Origin of the sequence: Pseudoflavonifractor sp. SW1122 (genome assembly GCF_012027765.1) — a bacterium.
GTDB classification, from domain to species: Bacteria; Bacillota; Clostridia; order Oscillospirales; family Oscillospiraceae; genus Enterenecus; species Enterenecus faecium.
Map to the genome: position 1 here is coordinate 1 of NZ_SJOS01000003.1, position 23,470 is coordinate 23,470.

The window sequence follows — 23,470 nt, forward strand, 5'->3', positions numbered from 1 at the left end:
TGGTAGTATGAAGGTCATTCCACGTAAGCTTGTGGCCCTGTGTCCCCTGCTTCTCTTGCTCTTACTTACCCCCAAGGCCCATGCCAACATGGCTGCGCCTGCCAATCCAGATGTGGGAACCGCCATCACCTTTGAGAACAATCAAGAGCTTGCAGTGACCTCGGAGGTGCTGGATATCACCGTGAAGGGGGCCAAGGCGGAGATTGTGGCCACCTATACCATGGAGAACACCACGGACCAGCAGATTGTCACGTCCTCCATGTTCCTCTCGCCCAACGTGGAGGCGGGGAATGTCACTGTCCTGGTGGATGGGCAGGAGGTACCGGTTGTGGTGGAGAGCTATGCCCTGGGAGATGTCACCCAGATCGACACCCAGGACTGGCAGTACGTGGTGCTGGACGGGGAAGCCGCCGATGTGGGCCAGGGACAGACCGTGGACACCATCCTTTTTGCCTTGGAGTTTGAACCCCGCCAGCAGTATGACGTTGTGGTCTCCTACACCTACCGACTGGGAGGATATCCGGACTACGACTACAATGTCAAGCGGGGCACCTTGGAGTATTACCTGCGGCCTGCGGCCCTGTGGAAGGATTTTTCCAACCTGACCATCAACCTCCACCTGGACGAGGACATGCCAGTGCTTCAGGACAGCAACCTGGAGTTTGAAAAAGTGGCGCCCCGTACCTATCAGTACGTCTCGGACACTTTGCCAGAGGAAAATCTGCGCATAGAGGTGGACCAGTCCTGGTGGCAGGAACTGGTGGGCTTCTTCCAAAACCCATACTTGGCCGTGTATGCCATGTATTTTGTCCCGGTGATTGTGGTTATCGTGGTCTGCGTGGGAGGCGTGATTTGGATGGTGCGTTGGACGGCACGCCGCAACAAGCGACTCTAAAAACGGTTGTGTGGGGTTAAATCCTGTGGTAGGATGAAAGTCAGAAATCACCTCATGCAAAGGAGAGAATCGTCATGTTAGAAGTGGGAACCAAAGCCCCGGACTTTACCTTGAAAAATCAGGAGGGCCAAGAGGTCAGCCTGTCCCAGTTTGCAGGAAAGCGAGTGGTGCTGTATTTCTATCCCAGAGACAACACCCCCGGCTGCACCCGGCAGGCCTGTGGGTTTGCCCAGAACTATGAGGGCTTTACCCAGCGGGACGTGGTGGTCATCGGTGTCAGTAAGGACTCCGTGGCCTCCCACTTGAAATTTGTCCAGAAGTATGAGCTGCCTTTTGTGCTCCTCTCTGATCCCGACTTGGAGGCCATCCAGGCCTACGGCGTGTGGCAGGAGAAGAAGCTCTATGGCAAGGTGAGTATGGGAGTGGTGCGCACCACCTATGTCATCGACCCTCAGGGTGTCATTGAGAAGGTGATGCCCAAGGTGAAGCCAGACACCAACGCCGCCGAGATTTTGGCCTACCTGGACGGAGAGGTGTAACTGGCCATGCGAATCATCATTTCCCCCGCCAAGAAGATGCGGGAGGACACGGACAGTCTGGCCTGGCGCAACTTGCCCGCCCACCTGGCGCAGACTCAGCAGCTGTGCCAGGTGCTCCAAGGCATGTCCTACGACCAGCTGAAAAAGCTCTGGAAGTGCAACGACCAGATCGCCCAGCTGAATGTGGAACGGCTCAAAACCATGGACTTGCACCGCAACCTCACCCCAGCCATTCTCAGCTATGAGGGGATTCAGTATCGGTATATGGCTCCTGGCGTGTTCACCCAGGAGGAGCTGGAGTACGTGGAAGAGCATTTGCGTATCCTCTCCGGGTTTTACGGCCTGGTGCGCCCCTTTGACGGTGTGACGCCCTACCGCCTGGAGATGCAGGCTAAACTCCCAGTGGGCCAGGCCAAGGACCTGTACGCCTTCTGGGGCGACCATCTGGCCCGGGACCTGTGGGGAGAGACGGACTGCATCATCAATCTGGCTTCCAAGGAGTACAGCGTGTGCGTCTCCCGCTATGTGCCGCCCAACACCCGGTTTATCACCTGCGTGTTCGGAGAAGAGCAGGGGGGCAAAGTGGTGGAAAAGGGTACCATGTGCAAGATGGCCCGGGGAGAGATGGTGCGGTACATGGCCCAGCACCAGGTGGAGCGCCCGGAGGACCTCTGTGCCTTTGACCACTTGGACTATCGCTTTACGCCCCAGCACTCCCAGGAGAATTTATACGTCTTTTTGAGAAACACATAACAGAAGGGCCTCCCGCCGTGGGAGGCCCTTATTCGTTGTTATTGGTAGCTCTGTGCCACGTTTTGCTCCACGTCGTCGGCGGTGGAGGAGAGATCGGGGCTCTGTTGGGACTGTGCAGCCTGTTGAAGCCGCTGGACCCGATGCTGGACCGCCTTTGCGATGGCCTCGGTGCGGTCAGCGCCCACGCAGCCTTGTGCCAGGGAGTCGGACATGGTGTCCCGAACCAGCTCATCCAAGTCGGACAGCGCTTCAAAGTCCACCCAGTCCAGGGAGGACACCAGCTTCAGCTGCTGGTCGTGGTGGTTTTTGAAGGGCTTACACACCACATCGTGGTCCATGGGAATCCGCTCGGCGGTCCGGTCGTAGCCTAGGGAGGTGCCGCTGTCAAAGATGGGGGCCATGCCCAGCCATTCCAGAGTTTCTGGGTTGCGCAGCAGGCCGAAGTTGTTTAGATGGCGGTCCTCATTGGCCAGAAGATAGTCCACCACCAGCATCTGGTCCAGAGCGGGCACCACGTAGTCTATACCCAGAGCCTGACAGCAGGAGATGAAGTGCTGATACACCGACTGGCTGTTGCTCTTTTTCTGGGTCTGCATCACCTGCCAGGCGGTGACCAGTTCGGTGTCTGGGGAGACAAAGTCCGTACACACCGAGTAGGGCTGGCCGTTGCTCCACAGCAGACGGTATGGAACGTGGGGGATGTTCAGACGCTCCATAATGCCCGTGGCGATGATCTCGTTGAAGGGCTGCTGCTGGAAGGGGGCGCTGCCGCCCTTGATGAGACAGCGGGCGCCGTCCACGATCTTCCAGCACTTTCTCAGATACCCGTCGGTGGTATTGTCTGGGGAGCAGAAGTCGAACCCAGCGCTGGATTTGGGCTGGCCGAAGAGCACACTCCCTACGTCGTCGGAGAAGGGATTGTCGTAGAAATTGATGGTGTCCCAGATGACCCCAGCGTCCTGAGGGCAAATCCAATAGTGATCGGAGAGACTCAGCCCATAGCTGCGCAGAGGCAGCAGTTGCGGGCTGGACAGTCCCAGCGCCTCCAGGGCTTCCCGTATCCCAATGCGGGTGGCGGGGATGCAGCGGCCTGTCCACCACTGGTTCAGGGCGGCCCGGTCCACCTCTCCACTTGGAGTGCAGGTGCCCACCGGGAGGTGTTCCGGTGCGTAGACGGTGTTGATATGTCGAATCGACCCGGTGGCCTCGTCCAGTTCCAGCGCGGCCACTGCCAGCCGTTTGTGCATCAGGGTGCAAATCATGGGTAGTCCTCCCTTCGTATTGAGTGTATTGTAACATATCCATAAAAACCCTGCAATAAAAAATGTGTTTCCGGTCAAAGTGGACAGAGTGACCTAGAGAGTCCCTTGATTTCTATGTCGGGATTGAGTAGAATATGAAAATAATACCGAAGAAAAGAGGGAGTGCTATGCTGGCCTATACCTATATCCAGCGGGGCAAATTTGAACTGATGGACAAACCAAAACCGGTGCTGCTGGACGACCGGGACGCCATTGTGAAGGTGACCTTGGCCAGCATCTGCACCAGTGACCTGCACATCAAGCACGGAAGCGTGCCCCGTGCAGTACCCGGCATCACCGTGGGCCACGAGATGGTGGGGGTGGTGGAGCAGGTGGGCTCCGCGGTTACCACCGTAAAGCCCGGGGACCGGGTGACGGTGAATGTGGAGACCTTCTGCGGGGACTGCTTTTTCTGTCAGCACGGATGGGTCAACAACTGTACCGACCAAAACGGCGGCTGGGCGTTGGGGTGCCGTATTGACGGCGGACAGGCGGAGTATGTCCGGGTGCCCTATGCAGACCAGGGCTTGGACAAGATTCCAGACACCGTCACCGATTTGCAGGCGTTACTAGTGGGGGATGTGCTGGCCACGGGCTACTGGGCCGCACAGATTTCTGAAATCAAGGAAGAGGACACGGTGCTCATCTTGGGCGCTGGGCCCACGGGCCTGTGTACCCTCCAGTGTGTGGCGCTGTACCATCCCAAGCGCATCATCGTTTGCGACCTGGACGAGAACCGTCTGGCCTTTGTCCGCCAACACCACCCCGGTGTACTGACCACAACGCCCAACGGGCTGAACGACTTTGTGGTGGCCCACAGCGACCACGGGGGCGCCGATGTGGTGCTGGAAGTGGCGGGGAGCGAGGAGACCTTCCGCATGGCCTGGGAGTGTGCCCGGCCCAACGCCATTGTCACTGTGGTGGCCCTCTATGACGGCCCCCAGACGCTGCCCCTGCCTGATATGTACGGGAAAAATCTGATCTTCAAGACAGGTGGCGTGGACGGCTGCAACTGTCCGGAGACCTTGCAGCTCATTGCCCAGGGAAAGTTGGACACCACGCCCCTGATTACCCATACTTATCCACTTTCTCAGATCGAGGAGGCCTATCAGCTGTTTGAGAATCGGCAGGACGGAGTCATCAAGGTTGCCATTGAGATGGCGTGAGCATTGCGGTTCCACCCAGGCGGGCGCATCCAGCGCCCGCCTCGATTATGCCCTTGACATATATAGAACACCTATATATAATCTGGTATATAGATAACCTATATAGGAGGGGCTTATGGAACTGGACAAGAGCTTGGTTAGCGGCAGCATGGGGCTGCTGGTGATGAAATTGCTGGAAGAGCGGGACATGTACGGCTATCAGATGATTGAAGAGCTGAAAAAACGCTCGGATGACACCTTCCATCTAAAAGCGGGCTCGTTGTATCCCCTGCTCCATGGACTGGAGGAGAAGGGCTGTGTCTGCGCCTATGAGCAGGATGCGGTGGCGGGGAAGCCCAGACGGTACTATCATTTGACGGAACAGGGACACCGAACCCTGCAAGGAAAAGAGAAGTCTTGGAATCAATACGCCCGTGCGGTGAATCAGGTGCTGAAAGGGGGAGCTTGTTGTGTGGCAGGGTAAGACCATAGACGGCTATTTGGAGGCTGTGGCGGAACAGATCAAGTGGAGGCGGGCCCGGCCTGTGGTGACTCAGGAGCTGCGACAGCACCTGGAGGACCAGCGGGATGCCTTTGCTGCGGAAGGGCAGGAAGACCCGGAGCAGCTGGCGGTGGAGGAGATGGGGGACCCCGTGGCCATTGGGGCCCAGCTGGATGGACTCCACCGCCCCAGACCCCAGTGGGGTCTGCTGATGGGTACCATCTTGCTGGCCTTGCTGGGTACCGTTCTCCAGCTGTGGCTCACGGCCACATGGGAGAATCCAAAGCTGGACCTCAACCCATTGAGAACAGAGGAGGTATTCGTTTTGGGGTGTGGGGCCCTTTTGCTGGGCTACTTTTTGGACGATGCCCGGCTGGCTCGCCACGGTAGAATCATCTATGCAGGTGCCCTGGTGGCCGGCGTGGTGGCGGTGACGCTGTCCCCACGAATCCATGGGGGTGCCACCTATGCCCGATATGTCACCTTGTGCTACCCGGTGGTGTATGCGCTGTGGGTGTATACCTGCCGTAAAAAGGGCTGGTGGGGGTTGGTGTTGGCCATAGGAGGCGGTGCCCCACTGGCGTGGATTTGCATGCGAGTCCCCCACATGCTTGGCTTGCTGCTCCTGTTGGTCAGTGGGTTTGCGCTTATGCTGGCGGCGGCTTGGAATGATTGGTTTGGAGTGGGCAAGCGGAAGGGCGTGTTGCTGGTATTGACCTGTGGCGTGCTGTTTGCCGCCGTGGCGTGGATGGTCCTGTTTGGGTTCGGCTACGGTGTGCAGCGGCTGCAAGTGTTCCTCCACCCGGAGCAAGACCCCATGGGGATGGGATACCAGGCTTGCACCATCCGAAACGTGTTGGGTGCGTCCCGGTGGCTGGGGGAGGGCGCATGGAACAGCTCTCTGCCTTTTGAGATGATGGTGCCCGACTGTGAGGCGGATGCCTTTCTCACCACCATCATCTATCGGCTGGGATGGGGGCCGTTTCTGGCCATTGTACTTCTCTTTGCAGGGCTGATGGCGTGGATTGGATGCCGCTGCCTCAAGCACAGAAGCCAGCTGGGGAAAGCAATGATTCTGACGGTTTTGGTGGTTTTGTGTGGTCAGGCCCTCTGTAGCGTGGCATGGAACCTGGGGTATGCCCTGTATGCCTCCACCTTTCCGTTGATGGCAGGGAATTGGAACACGGTGGTCAACATGGGACTCATTGGCTTGGCCTTGTCCGTGATGCGTGGGGAAAGACTTGCCTGTGACTATGGCAGGGAGGAGAAGACCTGGCTGCCCCGCTATCGCCTAAAAATTCATCTGGAAAAATGCTGAACGATGAGGAGAGGCTTCGCCTGTGTGGGGAGCCTCTCTCTTTTTGCCCTCATGCTAATTGTCAGATGGCACAGCGCGTGTTATGATAAAAATGATCAACACAGTGGGGAGGGAGCAACATGGTTTTTCTGATTGCGGGGGCGTCCCACACGGGAAAAACTGCCCTGGCCCAAAGGCTTTTGGAGAAGTATGGATACCCCTATCTGTCCATCGACCATCTGAAAATGGGATTGATTCGCAGCGGCTATACTACACTGACACCTATGAGCGAGGACCGGGAGCTGACGAACTACCTGTGGCCTGTGGTGCGGGAAATCATCAAAACAGTCCTTGAAAACGGGCAGAATCTCATTGTAGAGGGCTGCTATATTCCTTTCGACTGGGCAAAGGATTTTGCTGAGCCGTATTGTGCGCAAATTCAATACCGCTGTCTGGTGATGAGTGAGGCGTATATCCGCAGCCACTACCAGGAGATCAAAGCGTATGCCAGTGTTGTGGAACACAGGATGGATGATTCGGATTGTACCCTGGACTCTCTGCTCCGAGACAACGCCCAAACGCTGGAATCTTGCCGGGAATATGGCGTTCCATACATCCTGATTGACCAGGACTATCACATAGATCTTTGAAGAATACCAAGGAGGTGGCCCTATGCCCCTACAGATGGTACGCAATGATATTACCACCATGAAGGTGGATGCCATTGTCAACGCCGCCAAGAATAGCTTGCTGGGCGGGGGCGGCGTGGACGGAGCCATCCACCGCGCTGCCGGACCGGAGCTGTTGGAGGAGTGCCGCACCCTGGGCGGCTGTCCTACGGGACAGGCTAAAATCACCAAGGGCTATCGCCTGCCAGCCTCCTATGTCATCCACACCGTGGGGCCCATCTGGCAAGGGGGAAACCACGGCGAGCGGGAACTGCTGATTTCCGCCTATCGTTCCTCCCTGGAGCTGGCGCTGGAGTATGGCTGCCAGACGGTGGCCTTCCCCCTTATCTCCTCCGGGGCATACGGCTACCCCAAAGACCAGGCCCTCAAAGTGGCGGTGGACACCATTGGGGACTTTTTACTCTGCCATGACATGACGGTCTACCTGGTGATTTTTGACCGGGCGGCCTATACCATTGGCGGCAAGCTCTTTTCCAACATCGCCGCCTACATTGACGACCACTATGTGGATGAGCATACCCAAAGCCGCCGGGATATGTCCTTGGAAGCGGAACCCATGGAGGCCCAGCTGTGGTGCGCCTCCGCACCCCTGAGTCTGGACGAGGCCCTGGGCCAGCTGGACGAGAGCTTTTCCCAGATGCTGCTGCGGAAAATCGACGAGCGGGGCATTACCGATGCTCAGTGCTATAAAAAGGCCAACATCGACCGCAAACTGTTCTCCAAGATTCGCTCGGACGTTCACTATAAGCCCTCCAAACCCACCGCCATGGCCTTTGCTATTGCCCTGGAGCTACCTCTGGACGAGGCTCGGGAACTACTTCAAAAGGCGGGCTTTGCCTTCTCTCGTGCCAGCAAGTTTGACATCATTGTGGAGTATTTCATTACCCATCAAAACTACAATATCTTTGAAATCAATGAGGCCCTGTTCGCCTTTGATCAGAGCCTGTTGGGAGGTTGATACCATGCCCCGTGCCGGTGTGACACAGATGCCCTTTTCTAAGCTCTATCCGCTTTTGGTGAGCAAGGCCGAGAAGAAGGGACGGACCCGGGAAGAGGTGGATCAGGTGACCTGCTGGCTCACCGGATATACCCCAGAGGCTCTTGCCCAGCTGGAGCAGTCCGACACCACCTATGGAGACTTTTTCCGCAACGCTCCAGCCATGAACCCCAACCGGGTGCTTATCACGGGCAAGGTGTGTGGCGTGCGAGTGGAGGACATCGAAGACCCACTGATGCAGGAGATTCGGTATCTGGATAAGTTGGTGGATGAACTGGCCAAGGGAAAAGCCATGGAGCAGATTCTGAGAAGGTAATTGTCGCTTTCCAGGCGACCACATAGAGTGAAAATTCCCCTATCCTGTGTTTGTAAAATCACAACACAGAATAGGGAAATTTTTTATGAAAAAGAATTTCACCGAGTTGGTATTCATTCTGGACCGCAGCGGCTCCATGCAGGGGCTGGAGGGGGACACCATCGGCGGCTTCAATGCCATGCTGGAAAAGCAGAAACAAGAGCCCGGCAAGGCGTTTGTCTCCACCGTCCTCTTTGACGACCGCGCCGAAGTGCTCCACGACCGGGTGAAGGTGGGAGAGGTCCGGCCCATCACCCGCAAGGAGTACTACGTCCGGGGGTGTACCGCTCTGCTGGACGCTATGGGCGGGGCCATCCATCATATTGGAAACATCCACAAGTATGCCCGCCCAGAGGATGTGCCGGAACACACCCTCTTTGTCATCACCACCGATGGCATGGAGAATGCCAGCCGCCGCTATTCTGCCCAGCAAATCAAGAAGATGATTGAGCGGCAAAAGGAACGGTACGGTTGGGAGTTCCTCTTTCTGGGGGCCAACATTGACGCCGTGGAGACGGCGGGAGAGTTAGGCATTGCCCCGGACCGAGCGGTAAACTACCACTGTGACAGCCAGGGCACCCAGCTCAACTATGAGGCTATCAGCCAGGCAGTGAGCGCCGTCCGGTGCAGTGCTCCCTTGGATGCCAACTGGAAGGATGCCATTGAGGCGGACTTCCATGGGCGGCAGGGCAGACACCGCTGAGAATCACATCTGCCCCTTCCAGACCCGGGCCAGAATGTCTTTGAGGACTAGTAGAGCGTCGGTGTGGTTGTAGCCGTAATCTACCCGCAACTGGGTGAGCATCTCCCGCAGGGCGGGAGCGTAGTCGCTGATGCGTACCGTTTTGTGGTATGTAGCCAACACCGGATATTTCTTGCTCCACACCTTGTTCCAGTCAATGCGGGCCTGGGCCTCGTCGCTGACGCTGTCGATCATCTGCTGGGCCTGCTGCTCGTCAAAGTCGTACTCGATGAGCTCGTCCAAGGTCATGTGGTAGAGCATGGCCAGTCCCTTGGACTGGCGAATATCAGGCAATGTCTCATTGGTCTCCCATTTGGAGATGGTCTGGCGGCTGACCCCCAGCTTTTCTGCTACATTTTCTTGGGTCAGCCCGCTCTTTTTCCGGGCGTGGTATAAACTGCTTCCCAAACTCATGGTGTATTCCTCCTGGTTTCCCGTGTCTTGTATGTCCAGTATACCGTTCTCACGAGAAAAAAGCTACCAAGGGAAACTGGAATGTTTGCCCGTTTTCCTGACAAAGGACGAAAAAATACCCTGAGCATTTGAGGTATGTGCGCCTCAAATGCTCAGGGTGTACCCTCTTCATCGGGGAGATATGCCACAATATCGTCCAGCGTGCAATCCAGCAGCTTGCAGAGCATATCTAGAGTGTGGGTGGACACAGAGTCCCCGGCTTTTCATGCGGCGAATGGTGGAACTGCTGATGCCACCCTTTACTTGCAGGGTGTACGTGGTTGCTCCACGTTGCTTCATGGTGCGCCATAGAGGCTCATAAGAAATCAAACATCTGCCCCCTTATTTGCTTGTCTTTTTAATTGCATGTGTGAAGACAAACTGTACTTGGTTATGATTCCTCGTGAGAAATCTCAATTTTCTCCACTTGAATGGTTCCGCCTTCGATCTCCGCCATCATCATGGTGATTTCCTGGTGGAAGCGCCGAGGACCGCAGGAGCCGGGGTTGAGCCAGAGAACGCTGCCCTTTTCCTCCTGCACATATTTATGGGAATGGCCGAATACCACCACATCCACCCCTAAGAGGTCCGCTGGGACCTCTTTTTTGTTGTGGACCATGAAGAAGGTGATGCCCTCTAACGTGACGGTGAGATCGTGGGGAATGTCTTCTGCCCACTCCTTGTCGTTGTTGCCCCGGACGATGTAGAGGGGGGCGGACTGTTGCAGCTGCTCCACAATGGCTGGCTTGTTGATGTCGCCGCCGTGGAGAATGGCATCTGCGGTTTTCAGGTGCTCCACCACTTGGGGCCGCAGCAGGCCGTGGGTGTCGGAGAGGATGGCGAGTTTCATACCGATTCACCTCGCTGATAGGTCTCTTGAATGGCTCGATAGAATTGGCGGGCGTGCTTTAAATCCTCGGTGTCCGGGTGTCCTTTGGCGATACCGCCCACCAGCTTGAAGGGGCCGAAGGTGTCATAGCCTTTACAGGAAAACTCGCCTAGAACTGGGCAGCCTTTCTCCTGGGCAATCTCCGCCACCGCTTTTGCGCCGGTGCCTTTCGCCCCGCCGTAGGTATAGACGAAGAAGACCGGCTTGCCCTGGGGCAGATACTGACGGGCAAACTCCACCACGGCCTTTTGAAATTCAAAACCGTAGATGCCGGAGGCGAAGCCCACACAGTCATACTCCTCCAGTCGGACGAGCTGGCGAGTAGTCACGTCGATGAGGTCTACCTCGCCTTCCTCTGCCATGGCCTCCAATACCTTCAAGGTGTTTCCGTGGTGCCGGGAATAGTAGCAAATTGCAGTTTTCATCCATTGTTCGGTGGCCACGGTTCCTTCGTTTTCAAACATGGCGATCCCTCCTCACTCTGCGTCTTCGTCCAGGGCTTCCACCAGAAAACTCACCGGACGAAAGCCATCGTTGCAGGAGAGCATGGCGGACGTGGGATTTTTCATCCAGCCGTCATAGAAATTCTCTGCCCCATGGCTCAGGGCCAGAACAAAGGGGGAGAGAGTGTCCCAGGCGCTTTGGCAAAAGCCAACTGGTTTTTCCCAGCCGTTGGCGAGGAAGACCTGTCCTACTTCCATGTCACAGGCGTGGGAGATGGGATTCTCGTACTGGGCCATCAGGTCTGGATATTGGGTGATGCGCATGACGGTGATTTTACACTTTTTCATATGATAATACCCTCACAGTGGTCGATTTCGTGCTGGATGATCTGAGCGGTCCAGCCGGTGAAGGTTTTCAGCCGCTCCTGGAATTTCTCGTTTTGCCAGCGCACTTTGATGGAACTCCACCGCTTGGCGGGGCGGGTCCCAGTGAGAGAGAGGCAGCCTTCCACGGCGTCATAGGGGCCGGACTTCTTGACGATCTCCGGGTTGAACATGACCATGTAGGTGCCCTCGTTGTCAAAGGCAATGATGCGCTTGTTGACGCCGATCATGTTGGCGGCCATACCCACGCAGCCCTCTTTGTGGTGCTCCAGGGTCTCCAGCAGGTCAGCGGCCACAGACAGGTCCTCCATCGTGGCGGGCTCAGCTTTTTGGGCCAGAAAGGTCTCATCTTTGCAGATATCTCGTATCATAGTCGGTTTGCTCCCTTCATTTATCCCAGCTCAGGACAGCGTGGAGGGTGGCCTCTGTGGCCGCTGGGAAATTCCTCTGTACCTGCTGATAAACCAGTAGCCTGGACTGGCTGGGTTCCTGGTAATAGGCAGAGGAGATGTGTTCGTAGCCCCAGAGAGCCTCTGGTGTGGTGTAGACCGAAACGGGCCATCCATAGGGCTGGCCCTTTTTGTTCAGGCGACGACGAAAATCACGAATCAACAGATATCCGTACATCTGAAGATCGGTGACTGTGCCCTCAAAGTTCTTCTCGCCGCCTTTACCGAATCCAGCCAGGCGTTTGAGTTCAAAGGAGAACAGCTCCTTGTGGGTGGCAAACTGCTCCATGATGCGCTTCTGGCGCAGGCTGGCCAGCTCCTCGTCCCACCGGCTGTCAAAGTCGTAGCCGTCCCGCCGCCAGTTGGCGAAGTGAGGGAACCAGGCTTTGGAGATGAACCCTGCTTTCTTACCGAAAAATTTGCCGTAGGCCACACGGCCACTGCGGGCGATGAACTTCCGCCACTCCCAGGGGTCTTGCTCCGGGTCACCGCTCCACCAGTAGAGGTTGGAGGTGTGCTCTTCCACCGAGAACCCGTCGATTTCATTTTTGAATAGGGGGAGAAATCCCACCTCATCCACCCAGTCTATGAGCTCCTGCCAGCTGCGGATGCGGTAAGGGTTGTCCCACTCCAGTCCCCGCATGATCCATTCTCCATTCTCCAAGGCCATGGCAGATACCTCCTTTTGTCCTCATTCTCACGGCCATTATAGCATACAGAAGGCCGAAAAGCTATGAAAGTACTTTTCCTTCTTGCGAAGAGAAAAACATGGTGCCCCCCGGGGTTCGGAGATCACCATGTTTCGCCGCTGTCACTGGATATGCAGCCCGCTGTGTTCACGCAAACAGAATCATAGATGCAGCCCGTCTACCCAGGCCTTTAGCTCTGCCTCACTTAGGGGGCCATTGAGTAGTCGGCCATCCATGACCTTAGCGCCGGGAGCACTGCCGCTCAAACCGTCTGCTGACTGTCCAAGACCACTGCCGCCAGAAGTGGCGAAGAGGACAATGGTCTTGCCGGTAAAGTCATAGGCTTCCAGAAAGGTGTTGAGGATGGTGGGGGCCACATACCACCAGACGGGAAAGCCCAAAAAGATCACATCATGCTCTGCTACGGGAGCGCTCGTATCGGCCAGAGCGGGCCGGGAGTGTTTGTCCTGCATCTCCACACTGCTGCGCGAGTGCTTGTCCATCCAGTCAAGATCTTGGCTGGTATAGGGGATTGCGGGCTTAATCTCATAAAGAGGCGCGCCAACAGCGTGAGCCAGTGCTTCTGCTGCCTTTGCGGTGGTGCCTGTGGCAGAAAAATAAGCGACCAATGCGTTCATAACAAAAACCTCCTTTGTCCCCATTGTAAAACTACACTTTAGAAATGTAAAATACTCATTTCCTATGTACAGCTATTCCATGCAAGCATGTTTGCCTTGTGAGCTGGGTACGGACGTGGTAGGATGGAGAAAAAGGAGGGAGAATGATGGAACTTCGGGTTCTGAGATATTTTCTGGCGGTGGCCCGGGAGGAAAACATCACCAAGGCGGCCGCGCTGCTCCACCTGACCCAGCCCACCCTCTCCCGGCAGCTGATGCAGCTGGAGGAGGAACTGGGAGTACAGCTGTTTTATCGCAGCCGCTATCATATTGTCTTGACGGATGAGGGAATGCTGCTGCGCCGACGGGCCCAGGAACTGGTAGATTTGGCGGATAAAACGGTCCGCGAATTTTCTTCCCGGGAGACGGAACTGATGGGGGAGATTGCCATCGGAGCGGGAGAGACCCGGAACATGTCTTTTTTGTCCCAGGCCATTGTCACCTTTTGGGAGCGCTACCCAAAAGTGAACTTTCGAATTTTCAGCGCCAATGCAGATGATGTGAAGGAACGGCTGGATATGGGGCTGTTGGACATGGGGCTGCTGACAGAGCCGGTGGATGTGGGAAAGTATGCCTTTTGCCGCATGGAAGAGAAAGACCGTTGGGGGGTATTGGTACGGGAGGATTCCCCATTGGCAGCGCTGGAGGCAGTTACCCCCGAAGATTTGAAAGGGGTTCCTCTGCTGATCAGCGGACGGGAAACAGTGCAGCGGGAATTGGCCAGCTGGTTTGGGGAGCACTGGGACAAATTGCAGATTGCAGCTACCTTCAACTTGGTCATCAATGCGGCCAATATGGTGCGCTGTGGCGTGGGGACCGCGCTGTGCTTTGACTTGGATATGGCCTTTGATGGTCTGCGGTTTCTCCCTCTGTCACCGGAAATAGAGACAGGGACAGTGCTGGTCTGGAAAAAAGATCAGGCCCTTACCCCAGCGGTGGAGGCCTTCCATCAGCACATCAAAAATGTTTAAGAAGCAGCAACTCCAATGACCATCATTGGATGCGAAAACCATTGGAAGTCTTTCCAAAAACATATTCCATTTTTTTCTCATAGGTAGGGAATTCCAGTCGCTCATATCCGGCCTCTTCGTGGAAGGATATGACATGGTCTGACCAGTGAATCCAGAGTAGTTGCGTATTTTTCATGCCTATGCCGTCGTCCATACGGTGGTTCATCCTACTTTCTGTGTTTTGTGGGAGTTGTAAAAAGGGCCTCACAATTCTGTGAGGCCCTCAGGGTGAAAATATGAGAGAATGGTGCATGGGAGCCGGTGTAATAACCGGCTCCCATGCACGTATAGAGGGGGGACATCTCAGAATGCGCGATCTCCGGTTACGGAGATATTCTACCATTCGGGTGAAGCGGATACCATGACAGATACCGCAAATTAAAGCGGTCTATTTCCCCAATAATAGAAAATTTGCCCGGTTAATTCTTTGACTTCTCCAGCCGCTCCTTGCACATGTGGTATTGTTGGGCATCAATAGCGCCAGTGGCCAGCATCTGCTCTGCCCAGAGCTGGAGGGTTTCAACCGTGATAGAAATGCGCTCCAGCTCCTGTTGAATGAAGATGAAATCCGTCAGCTCGTCGTCGCTGATCATACCATCTGCGGTGATCTCAATCAGACGGTCCTTGCGCTTATTCATGGAGTTGAGAGAGGCCAGCATCTCCAAAACGATCTGGGATAGCTCCTTAACCTTTACTTCTGGCACATATTGCTGCCCGATGGGGCACTGGTTAGCACAGTAATAGTTGCAGAGGTTGGGTTGCTTGTACTGCCTGGCCATAATCAGCACTTCATCCGGATGGGGGTAACAGCGCTCGTTTTCAATTCGCTCAATGCGTTCCGGCGCAATGGACTCCAGCAATTCGCTAGCCGCTTCTCGGGTGAGATGTAGTGCCTCCCGGGTCTTGTGGTAAATATTTTTATTCTCTTTTGTGGATACTCTCGCCATGATTGTAATCCCACCTTCATGATATATCTTTGTGGCCATTATACGGTGTTTTGAAGAGAAAGACAATTCCTTTTCAGAAAGGGAGCGTTGAAAGTACGTTCAAAAGTCCAGCGGCAAAGGCTCTGTGGCCTTCCTGGGTAAAATGAACGCCGTCATAAGAAAGGGGAATATTCCAGTCTCCGGCGTTGGCAAAGGGAATACCAAGTCGCTGGGCCAGTGCGGCACAGTGTTGGGCAAAGGTGTGGGAGTGGTCAATGAGTTGCTGGTTGGGCACCCATTCCCCCAGGGCCAAGGGCGGCGGGGCGATGAGCAATATTTGTTTGGGGGAAAGCGGTATTTTATGAAGAAAACGTTCCAGTTTTGCCGCTGCCATTTCTGGGCTGAGGCCTTGGAGCAGGTCGTTGGTGCCCAGCATGAGAATCAGTAGATCGGTGTCAGACGGAAGGGCAGGGAGAGACGTGGGAATCTCTCGGCCATTTTGCCCCAAGTTGTACACAGTCCAGCCGGTTTCCGCAGCAAGAATATCCACCCAACGGTGATCTGGGTCATACCGTCCACCCAGAAAGGAGCTGGGGTCATAGCCGTAGGTATTGGAGTCGCCAAAGCAGGTGACGTTCATGGTCTTCCTCCTTGTATCCATACAGGATTGATTGTCCTTTATTATAGAGCTATCTGGGAAGAGCGGCAAGGGAAGATAGATGCTTTTCTTTCCTGTTGGTGTGTGCTATATTAAAAATGAGTTGCTTTCAAAGCGTAAGCTCTGTGTATAGAGAGAAAAGGGGGAATTGTTGTGCATGCACTGAGCATTCAACATGTCAACTACACGTATCAGACACAGTATCAGAAGGTAGAGGCCCTGCGGGATATCTCGGCGGACTTTGACGCCGGGAAGGTGTATGCCATCGTGGGCAAGTCGGGCAGTGGTAAAACCACCCTGCTCTCTCTGATGGCCGGGTTGGATTTGCCAACTCAGGGAGAGGTGCTCTGCCACGATGTGGCCACCAGTCAGATGCAGTTGGAGACGTACCGCCGAGAGAAGGTGGCGGTGATCTACCAAAATTTCCGGCTGTTTCCGCTGCTCACCGTGGCGGAAAACGTGATGTACCCCATGGAACTGCGGGGGATGAGCCCCAAAGAGGCGCTGGAAAAGGCAAAAGCCTTGATTGAGCGAGTGGGACTGCCGGCCACGGTATTGGACCGCTATCCCACCATGCTGTCCGGCGGCGAGCAGCAGCGGGTGGCCATTGCCCGTGCCCTGGGGATGGAGACGAAGATCATGCTGGCCGATGAGCCCACCGGAAACCTGGATACCGCAAACGGTGAGAACATTTTCTCCATTCTGCAATCGCTCGCCCATGAAGATGGATATTGTGTCATCATTGTCACCCATGATCGCACCTTGGCCCAGAAGGCTGACGACGTCCTGGAGTTGCGGGACGGTCAGGTGGTGGGCTGAAGGAGGATGCCAGATGATTATTCGAAACGGAATCCTCAGCACGGTGCGTTCCAAAGGGAAAACAGTGCTGTTTACCCTCCTGATTTTTGTCCTGACGTTGTCGTTGGGGCTGGGATTGGGCCTGTGGAGCTACTGTACCCTGACCTTGCAGAGCATGGAGGAGACGTACACATCCATTGCTGTGGTGGAGTACATGGGAGACCAGTACCCGGAGGAGTATGTAGCAGACGAAGCCGCCCGAGAGGCATTGAACCAGCTGGGAGATATTGATCAGGTTCCCGGTGTGGAGTTGTGGGAGACCACCAGCTGGGGTATGGCACTTTCGGATGGATACCAGCGGCGGGGGAGTACCGTGCCCTATGAGAACCAGATGGTGGTGGCGGTGTTCAATCTGGTGGCCAAGCAAGAACAGGTGTGGGGGGTGCTGCCCTCCAATGACTTGCCGGACAACTACCTGCTTTTCCTGAATGCCAATAACAGTGCGGCCACCGTAAAGCTGGGCAGTGAGATTTGGGAGAACATTCCCTTTGTGGACCTGTCTACGGAAACGGTGGACACAGAAAACCTGCCCGATGTCTATTGTACGATGGGTACTCGAATCACCCTGGTGGACGAGACCCGAGGTGTGAACAAAGACATCTCGTTTCTCTTTGAGCAAGGAAATTATTTCAGTTATAACGCTGAGACAGAGGAACTCTCCGGCCTGTACATGGCAGATATGGGCTACGTTGGCATTATTGGCGAGAACCTCTACTCCTATGAGGGAAAGAGCGGCGTAGCCATCCAGATTGATCCCGGAGACAGTGGATTTGTTCCGGAGAAGGATGTGCGGTATCTGCTGCACGGTGAAATCTTTGACAGCGGAAGCTCCAACCGAGCCATGGTGGTGACGGACTTCTATGAGGGCTGTGAAGCGTCTCCGTGGGTGGCGTTTGACAGCTATGACGACCCGGTGCTCCATGAGGGATTTTTTGCTGAGTACGCGGAAAAGTATGAGTTGGGCAACAACTATATCCGTGTGGACGCCAGCGATGACATTGGGGCGTTGGAGCCCTTCCAACAGGGAATGCTCTATCTTCTGGACGGACGATTTCCCGCTGCGGGGGAGCAAGGCGTGTGTGTGATCAGCAACGACATTGCCGAGGAGCTGGATTTGAAGGTGGGAGACAGCCTCCCGCTGTCCATGATGCAGTCCACCCCGCAGGACCCCTTCGCTTTGGAGGAGACGGGCGAGGCCCAAACGTGGACGGTAGTGGGCATTGCCAACCAGGCGGAGACCTATGAGGGACGTGTTTGGGTGTCCCGAGGGCAAGAGTTTCCTCGGACGTCGTTGTTTGGCTATCAGCTGGGCCGGGCTGTGCTGGATAACGATCTGGCGGTAGAGGCCGTGGAACAGATGGAGGCCTTGGTCCCCGATGGGGTGCGCATCACCCTGTTTGACCAGGGATATTCTGCCGCAGCCCAGCCCTTACAGGCCATGGAGTCCACGGCTCAGGGCGTCACCTTTGCCTCTCTGATCGGTGTGGTGGCCGTGCTGTTCCTGTTTGCGTTCCTCTTTGCTGGGCGGCAACAGCAGGCAGTGGATGTGATGACCTCTCTGGGCACGCCCAAGGGAAAAATTCGCCTGTGGCTGCTGTCTGGCGCCACCTTGGTGTGCGGCGTGGCTGTGCTGGCAGGGATGGTGATCTCTGCGGCCTCGATGCAATTGTTGGTGCAGCTGGTGCTGAAAGCGGCTGCGGCCTTTTATGCCGCAGATCAGCGGTATAGCAATGGTGCCTTGGGCATCACGAAGGATGTGGAGATGGTCCATCAACTGCCCCTGTGGCCCAGCTTGGTGGCAGGTGTGGTGGTCTTTGGTGTGGCCCTGGTGCTGTGTGTGGCCTTTGTGGGACAGGCTCAACGGAAGAACACGCTGCGCCGTGGCAAAACCCGGGTGCGGGTGTCCAAGAGTACCACCAGTGTGGCAGGGAAGAGGGCCCTGCGGTTTTCCTATCTCTCTGCTCGCCGGGGCGGTTGGCGCTCCCTGGTGGTGCCGGTGGTTTCTCTGGTGTTGTCTGCGTTCCTGGGCTTTTTGATGGCTACTGCCCAGGGATGGGAGGATCAACGAGCCACCCTCTATGAGAACACCACCATCACAGGTCAGTTTACCTCCACCAACGGAAGACAGTACACGGGCCTGGTCTTGGCCAATCCGTGGAAGATATGGAACTCCGGGATGCTCTCTTCCATCGAAGTCAACGTCACCTATCACTACTGGCTGGAGGGTGAGATGCCCCAATTTGCCAACAACGACTATGGGGCAGACCGCAAAGAGGCCTGGATCAAGGACCAGTCCTCCATGGTATTCCTCAACGGGCTGCAAGTTGCGCCGGAGTTTATCTACGGAGAGGTGCCAAGCGTCACCTGGTTGGATGGATGGGACGAGAGTTTCTTGGCCGATCCCAGCTATCACGAAAACTGGTCTCAGACGCCATGGCCCTGTGTGGCCAGTGAGCGCTGGATGAAGGAGCAAAACTTGAGTTTGGGAGATGAGATTCCGGTCAACTGTGAGATGCTGAATGGGGCAGTCCCGGTGAAAATTGTGGGCAGTTTCAACCCGGCGGGCGGAGAGGATAATCTCTATTTACCCCTGAGCTATTGGTGTTTGCCGCCTTGGGATACCGAGGACCAGCGGGAGAGCATTCCGCCCTCTGGTAGCTTCCCCAGCGCTTGCTTTACCTTGGACTCTGCCTATCATCTGGAGGCGTTCCGGGAATATCTGGCCCAGGAGGGATATAACCAGCCGGGTAGCAATGGAAGCAACCGAGTTACGGTTGTGCTCAATGACCACATCTTTAACCAGACGGTGCAGGCCTTGAACCGCTACATCACCTTGGGACAAATCCTGTTCCCGGTGCTCTTTATCCTGATGGGAGTGTTGGGCTTTGTGGTATCCTGGCTGATGGTCAACGGCAGACGCATGGAGTTTGCCATCATGCGGGGCATGGGTGCCCCTAAGAAATTGGTGTTTGGCTCCTTCTTCCTGGAACAGGTGGGGCTGTGCCTGATGGGCAGCCTGATCAGCGGCCTGGTTGTCTCCGTGTGGAGTGGACAGCCCATGGTTTGGTTGGCGATTGCTGTGTTTGTGCTGTGTTATCTGGCTGGCTGTGCGCTGGCCGTGCGGACTGTGGGGAAAACCAATATCTTCGCGCTGCTGACACAGGGGGACTAAATAGAGCACATATTACCCATAGAACCATTGCTTTGAATGCTGAATTTTTCCAGATAAAATGGCGAATAGAAAAACGCTGTCTGCTCAAACTATGCTCGGATTCCAAATCCAACACAAGTTTGAAGGAGGACAACAATATGTCTAGCAACAATAGTTCTAACAAGCTGGTGGTTCCCGGTGCCCGCGAGGCCATGGATAAGTTCAAGATGGAGGCTGCCAACGAGGTGGGCGTGAACCTGAAGGCCGGCTATAACGGCGACCTCACCAGCCGTCAGGCCGGTTCTGTGGGCGGCCAGATGGTCAAGAAGATGATCGAGGCCTATGAGAACGGCCTGAAGTAAGCAATAAAACGCACAACAAAAGAAAAGGGCCTGGTGGATGCGTTGCATTCCGCCGGGCCCTTTTGGCGCTTGGAAGGAGCTTCGTTGTACTACTGGAATCATACGTTCGGGTGATTTACAGGAGATAGAAACAAGTGGTAAAATATAATAAAATCCTATGCAAAGAAAGGGAGTGTGGCGCATGGAGCATACCGTTATCGTACCTCGGGCGTTGAAACAGAAGATTACCAGTGCGCTGGCCCGTGGATGGGTTGTGCTTTTTAGCGATCCCTGCGGCTTTGGGAAAATACCTGTGACGGAATAGCGACTGTAATGAAGGTCTGGAATATGATGAGAAAACTGAAAGCAATCGTTAGATATCATAAGAATAGCAACTGAAAACGTTTGTTTTTCTCTTAAAGGCACAAAAATTGAATTGGAGAAAAGTGTGCGCAAGTACGAATACAAATTCTCGCGGAGAAAGGAAGGCCTCATGGAGTATATCACTGTAACAGAAGCTGCAAAAAAGTGGGGAGTTTCCAATCGTATGGTGCAAAAGTACTGTGCAGAAGGACGGATTGAAGGGGTTAAAAAGTTTGGTGTGTCTTGGGAAATTCCGTCCCATGCAGTCAAACCCAGAGATCCGCGGAAGGAGAGACACATAGATTCCAGAGCATATTCCTGTGAGGAAGAGGCGCTCCAGGGGCTTATGCCACTGATGAACCATCCGTTTCAACCTGGAAGGTGTTTAGAATTTATTAATATGATGGAAGATGGGCCGAAGAAAAAGATTGCTTTGGCTGAATATCACTACTTTAGTGGACGACCGGAGGAGGCCGCCCAGGCGGCAGAACTGTTTTTGACCAGTCCAGACTTAGCTGTTCGATTGTCTGCTTGCTTGATTTATGGATATGCCAACCTATCACAGGGGCAGATTCAGCAAGCCAGGATGGCTCTGCGGGAGATCCGGGCGGCCATGGAATCAGAGGAAATTGTTTCGACTCAGGCCAAGACCATCGAATCCTTTGTAGCTGCTGCGGCAACGGTCCTCCTCCATCTACCACTGCCCAAGGAATTGCCTCCTTTGCAGCAGTTGCTTCCTGCTTTGCCCCTGGGGTTGCGGGCCTTTGCCATGTATGTACTGTGCCACTATCTCTATTTGCGAGAGGATTATCAGACCAGTTTGGGAATTGTAGAGGCCACCTTAGCTATGGGGGGGCAGGCCTATCCTATCCCCGCCATCTATCTACATCTGGTAGCTGTTATGGACTGCATGAGCCTGCGAAAGGTAGCCCGAGCAGAACAACATTTAATGGCTGCGTGGGCCCTGGCCCGCCCAGACGATTTGATCGAGGCATTCGGGGAGCATCATGGATTGTTGGGAGGTATGCTGGAGGCGGTCCTAAAGCCCCAATGGCCTGAGGATTTCAAGCGCATTATCAACATTACTTGTCGCTTTGCTGACGGTTGGCGTAAAATTCACAACCCAGTGACAGGAAATAATGTAGCGGATAATCTAACCACTACAGAGTTTACCATTGCCATGCTGGCGGCCCGGGGATGGACCAATCAGGAAATTGGCCAGCATATGAACATCTCGCCGAATACGGTGAAGCGTTATTTGTCAACCTCGATGGGAAAACTAGGAATTACACGCCGAAAAGATTTTAAGAAATATATGCTTCGGTAAATGATGGAAGAAGAGCTACCCGTTTTTCCGTAAAAAATGGGTGATGGCAGAGAGTCGAATCAATGGTATAATTTTTATATTTGATGCAGATTGCTTGATTCTTCGACAATGAAAAAATGGAGATATAGAGTGGAAGGAACAAGACGCAAATGTTGTATGATATGTGTGGAAAAATATGAAAAGTGTGATATAATGAGATGCAGGAGGTGACCACAGTGCGATTAAAAAAGAATTTAGTATTGCGCAAAGTGGCAGGGGAGTACATTGTGGTACCAATTGGGAAGCTATCGAAAATTTCCCCTATGATGCAGGTGACAGCATCCACAGCTTGGCTGTGGGAACAGATGAAAGACAGCGACTTCACAGAGGATTCCTTAGTGGAGTTGGTGCTGGGACATTTTTCTGGTGTGGACGAGCCACGAGCCCGGGCAGATATTCAGGGATTTCTGAATCTGCTGGATGGGAACTATATGTTGGACAATGGCCGGCCGGAGCCCATGTTGGGCTCGGTAGAGGTGCAGGTACCGAACGGATTTAAGGATAAGCTGGGAGGGGAACAGGGTACATGATGAATCGAACGCCGTTTGGCTTGGTCAAAATGGCCCAGATGCACCATCGTGCCTATGAAGATGCCACCCCTATACAGGCCACCTTTGAACTGACGCCCCGGTGCGGCTTCAACTGCCGCATGTGCTACGTCCACCTTCCGCCAGAGCGGATTCCCTATGTGGGAGATGGGCGGGAACTGACCGGAGAAGAGTGGCTGGAGCTGGGGCGACAGGCGGCGGATATGGGGGTACTGGAGCTGTGCATCACCGGCGGAGATCCCATCTGTCACCCGGACTTTCCGGCCATCTGGACGGGACTGGCTCAGATGGGGTTTCGCCTTACCTTACAGACCAATGCTTCTGGGCTTACCGAAGACCTGTTGGGTCTGTTGGATGAATACCCGCCAGAGATGGTGAAGATCACCCTCTATGGCTCCAATGACCAGGTGTACCGGGAGGTGTGCCGTGTGGAGCGGGGGTTTACCCGAGTGGATGAAGGCATCCAGGCATTGAAGGAACGGGGGCACGCGGTGCAACTGGTGACTACGTTTATTCAGCAAAACCGGGAGGATGCCCAGAGCATTGCCGCCTATGCCAAGGCGAATGAGCTGCCATGGTACTATAGTGCTGCCTGCTACCCCTCTCTGCGAGGGGCGGACAGCGAGGCGGAGAGTTGCGCCATTTCTATGTGGGATGAGGCAGGGGCGGAAGAGATCTGTAAGCTGTGGGATGGGATGAAACCCAACAATGACGATGACATCCCCGCGCAGCGGTGTTCCGGTTACCGCACTGCCTTCAACATCAGCTGGGACGGAAACATGCGGTTCTGCCTGTTCTTGAATGAACCCAACCTGTCTGTGGTAGGGCGCAATTTGAAGGAGTGCTGGCAGGAACTGCTGGCGTTCTGGGATGGCTTGCGGTGGCCGGAGGCGTGTTACGCTTGCGACTATCGCAGTCGCTGTAGAAGATGTCTGGCCCACTTGGCCTGCCTCAGCGGTGGACTGGGACGGTTAAATAGAGATTATTGCGAGAAAATGAAACGAATTATGGATTTGCCCCAGAAAGCAGGGGAAGGAAAGGAGAATTGAT

General features: G+C 55.0%; 28 protein-coding genes. 17 read left to right on the plus strand and 11 right to left on the minus strand.

Going from position 1 to position 23,470, the window contains the following annotated elements; genetic code table 11:
• From E0L15_RS01245 to yaaA, 3 genes are all read left to right on the plus strand, one after another.
• Positions 1 to 895 (plus strand): hypothetical protein (locus tag E0L15_RS01245; RefSeq protein WP_206020515.1); only part of this gene is annotated, 895 nt, incomplete at its 5' end.
• 74 nt (positions 896 to 969) lie between these two features.
• Positions 970 to 1,434: a thioredoxin-dependent thiol peroxidase gene (gene bcp / locus E0L15_RS01250; protein WP_087228726.1), complete on the plus strand. Its 465-nt coding sequence runs from the start codon at positions 970 to 972 to the stop codon at positions 1,432 to 1,434.
• Positions 1,435 to 1,440: 6 nt separating this feature from the next.
• Positions 1,441 to 2,187: a peroxide stress protein YaaA gene (yaaA, locus tag E0L15_RS01255; protein ID WP_168124270.1), complete on the plus strand. Its 747-nt coding sequence runs from the start codon at positions 1,441 to 1,443 to the stop codon at positions 2,185 to 2,187.
• Between the two features lie 38 nt (positions 2,188 to 2,225).
• On the opposite strand, the gene E0L15_RS01260 is transcribed toward yaaA, so the two are convergent.
• Positions 2,226 to 3,449, minus strand: coding sequence for a HipA domain-containing protein (locus tag E0L15_RS01260; RefSeq protein ID WP_243155343.1), 1,224 nt, complete (start codon positions 3,447 to 3,449; stop codon positions 2,226 to 2,228).
• A gap of 167 nt (positions 3,450 to 3,616) precedes the next feature.
• Between E0L15_RS01260 and E0L15_RS01265 the strand changes: the two genes are divergently transcribed.
• From E0L15_RS01265 to E0L15_RS01295, 7 genes are all read left to right on the plus strand, one after another.
• Positions 3,617 to 4,654: an alcohol dehydrogenase gene (locus E0L15_RS01265; protein ID WP_168124271.1), complete on the plus strand. Its 1,038-nt coding sequence runs from the start codon at positions 3,617 to 3,619 to the stop codon at positions 4,652 to 4,654.
• Positions 4,655 to 4,769: 115 nt separating this feature from the next.
• Positions 4,770 to 5,117: a PadR family transcriptional regulator gene (locus tag E0L15_RS01270; protein ID WP_168124272.1), complete on the plus strand. Its 348-nt coding sequence runs from the start codon at positions 4,770 to 4,772 to the stop codon at positions 5,115 to 5,117.
• On the plus strand, positions 5,104 to 6,453 hold the full coding sequence (locus E0L15_RS01275; RefSeq protein WP_168124273.1) for a permease prefix domain 1-containing protein: 1,350 nt from the start codon (positions 5,104 to 5,106) through the stop codon (positions 6,451 to 6,453). Before E0L15_RS01270 ends, E0L15_RS01275 begins: the two co-directional genes overlap by 14 nt.
• Before the next feature lie 119 nt (positions 6,454 to 6,572).
• Positions 6,573 to 7,082, plus strand: a complete 510-nt coding sequence (locus tag E0L15_RS01280; protein ID WP_168124274.1) for an AAA family ATPase — start codon at positions 6,573 to 6,575, stop codon at positions 7,080 to 7,082.
• Positions 7,083 to 7,104: 22 nt separating this feature from the next.
• Positions 7,105 to 8,079, plus strand: a complete 975-nt coding sequence (locus E0L15_RS01285) for an O-acetyl-ADP-ribose deacetylase (RefSeq protein WP_168124275.1) — start codon at positions 7,105 to 7,107, stop codon at positions 8,077 to 8,079.
• 4 nt (positions 8,080 to 8,083) lie between these two features.
• A complete protein-coding gene (locus tag E0L15_RS01290; protein WP_168124276.1) occupies positions 8,084 to 8,434 on the plus strand; it encodes a DUF2200 domain-containing protein in 351 nt (116 codons plus the stop codon).
• A gap of 85 nt (positions 8,435 to 8,519) precedes the next feature.
• Positions 8,520 to 9,176, plus strand: coding sequence for a vWA domain-containing protein (locus tag E0L15_RS01295; RefSeq protein ID WP_168124277.1), 657 nt, complete (start codon positions 8,520 to 8,522; stop codon positions 9,174 to 9,176).
• Positions 9,177 to 9,179: 3 nt separating this feature from the next.
• On the opposite strand, the gene E0L15_RS01300 is transcribed toward E0L15_RS01295, so the two are convergent.
• The 7 genes from E0L15_RS01300 to E0L15_RS01335 all read right to left on the minus strand — a co-directional run bounded on the left by E0L15_RS01300 (position 9,180) and on the right by E0L15_RS01335 (position 13,160).
• Entirely contained in the window at positions 9,180 to 9,629 is a 450-nt protein-coding gene (locus E0L15_RS01300; protein WP_168124278.1) for a helix-turn-helix transcriptional regulator, read from the minus strand.
• A gap of 430 nt (positions 9,630 to 10,059) precedes the next feature.
• Positions 10,060 to 10,518, minus strand: coding sequence for a metallophosphoesterase family protein (locus E0L15_RS01310; protein WP_168124279.1), 459 nt, complete (start codon positions 10,516 to 10,518; stop codon positions 10,060 to 10,062).
• Positions 10,515 to 11,021 (minus strand): flavodoxin family protein, encoded by a 507-nt coding sequence (locus E0L15_RS01315; RefSeq protein ID WP_242954849.1) that lies wholly within the window; start codon positions 11,019 to 11,021, stop codon positions 10,515 to 10,517. Before E0L15_RS01315 ends, E0L15_RS01310 begins: the two co-directional genes overlap by 4 nt.
• Positions 11,022 to 11,033: 12 nt before the next feature.
• Entirely contained in the window at positions 11,034 to 11,348 is a 315-nt protein-coding gene (locus E0L15_RS01320; RefSeq protein WP_087228704.1) for a TIGR04076 family protein, read from the minus strand.
• Positions 11,345 to 11,755 carry a peptide deformylase gene (locus E0L15_RS01325; RefSeq protein ID WP_168124280.1) on the minus strand — a complete coding sequence of 137 codons (411 nt, stop codon included), beginning with the start codon at positions 11,753 to 11,755 and terminating at the stop codon, positions 11,345 to 11,347. Before E0L15_RS01325 ends, E0L15_RS01320 begins: the two co-directional genes overlap by 4 nt.
• A 16-nt stretch (positions 11,756 to 11,771) precedes the next feature.
• Positions 11,772 to 12,503, minus strand: coding sequence for a hypothetical protein (locus tag E0L15_RS01330; RefSeq protein ID WP_168124281.1), 732 nt, complete (start codon positions 12,501 to 12,503; stop codon positions 11,772 to 11,774).
• Positions 12,504 to 12,683: 180 nt separating this feature from the next.
• Positions 12,684 to 13,160: a flavodoxin gene (locus E0L15_RS01335; protein ID WP_206020516.1), complete on the minus strand. Its 477-nt coding sequence runs from the start codon at positions 13,158 to 13,160 to the stop codon at positions 12,684 to 12,686.
• Between the two features lie 146 nt (positions 13,161 to 13,306).
• On the opposite strand from E0L15_RS01335, the gene E0L15_RS01340 reads away from it, so the two are divergent.
• Positions 13,307 to 14,170 carry a LysR family transcriptional regulator gene (locus tag E0L15_RS01340; protein WP_168124283.1) on the plus strand — a complete coding sequence of 288 codons (864 nt, stop codon included), beginning with the start codon at positions 13,307 to 13,309 and terminating at the stop codon, positions 14,168 to 14,170.
• Positions 14,171 to 14,192: 22 nt separating this feature from the next.
• Here the strand turns inward: E0L15_RS01340 and E0L15_RS01345 are convergent, their stop codons facing one another.
• The 3 genes from E0L15_RS01345 to E0L15_RS01355 all read right to left on the minus strand — a co-directional run bounded on the left by E0L15_RS01345 (position 14,193) and on the right by E0L15_RS01355 (position 15,775).
• Positions 14,193 to 14,363, minus strand: a complete 171-nt coding sequence (locus E0L15_RS01345; RefSeq protein WP_168124284.1) for a hypothetical protein — start codon at positions 14,361 to 14,363, stop codon at positions 14,193 to 14,195.
• 265 nt (positions 14,364 to 14,628) lie between these two features.
• Entirely contained in the window at positions 14,629 to 15,156 is a 528-nt protein-coding gene (locus E0L15_RS01350; protein ID WP_168124285.1) for an XRE family transcriptional regulator, read from the minus strand.
• A gap of 73 nt (positions 15,157 to 15,229) precedes the next feature.
• On the minus strand, positions 15,230 to 15,775 hold the full coding sequence (locus tag E0L15_RS01355) for a GDSL-type esterase/lipase family protein (protein ID WP_168124286.1): 546 nt from the start codon (positions 15,773 to 15,775) through the stop codon (positions 15,230 to 15,232).
• A gap of 171 nt (positions 15,776 to 15,946) precedes the next feature.
• Between E0L15_RS01355 and E0L15_RS01360 the strand changes: the two genes are divergently transcribed.
• From E0L15_RS01360 to E0L15_RS01385, 6 genes are all read left to right on the plus strand, one after another.
• Positions 15,947 to 16,612 (plus strand): ABC transporter ATP-binding protein, encoded by a 666-nt coding sequence (locus tag E0L15_RS01360; RefSeq protein WP_087372399.1) that lies wholly within the window; start codon positions 15,947 to 15,949, stop codon positions 16,610 to 16,612.
• A 13-nt stretch (positions 16,613 to 16,625) separates the two neighbouring features.
• A complete protein-coding gene (locus tag E0L15_RS01365) occupies positions 16,626 to 19,823 on the plus strand; it encodes an ABC transporter permease (protein WP_168124287.1) in 3,198 nt (1,065 codons plus the stop codon).
• 137 nt (positions 19,824 to 19,960) lie between these two features.
• Positions 19,961 to 20,164 (plus strand): alpha/beta-type small acid-soluble spore protein, encoded by a 204-nt coding sequence (locus E0L15_RS01370; RefSeq protein WP_087228682.1) that lies wholly within the window; start codon positions 19,961 to 19,963, stop codon positions 20,162 to 20,164.
• 472 nt (positions 20,165 to 20,636) lie between these two features.
• Positions 20,637 to 21,833 (plus strand): LuxR C-terminal-related transcriptional regulator, encoded by a 1,197-nt coding sequence (locus E0L15_RS01375; RefSeq protein ID WP_168124288.1) that lies wholly within the window; start codon positions 20,637 to 20,639, stop codon positions 21,831 to 21,833.
• A 215-nt stretch (positions 21,834 to 22,048) separates the two neighbouring features.
• Complete coding sequence (locus tag E0L15_RS01380; RefSeq protein ID WP_168124289.1) at positions 22,049 to 22,402, plus strand: PqqD family protein; 354 nt, start codon at positions 22,049 to 22,051, stop codon at positions 22,400 to 22,402.
• Positions 22,399 to 23,469 (plus strand): radical SAM protein, encoded by a 1,071-nt coding sequence (locus E0L15_RS01385; protein WP_168124290.1) that lies wholly within the window; start codon positions 22,399 to 22,401, stop codon positions 23,467 to 23,469. The genes E0L15_RS01380 and E0L15_RS01385 overlap by 4 nt, the downstream gene beginning before the upstream one ends.
• The last annotated feature ends 1 nt before the right edge of the window (position 23,470 follow it).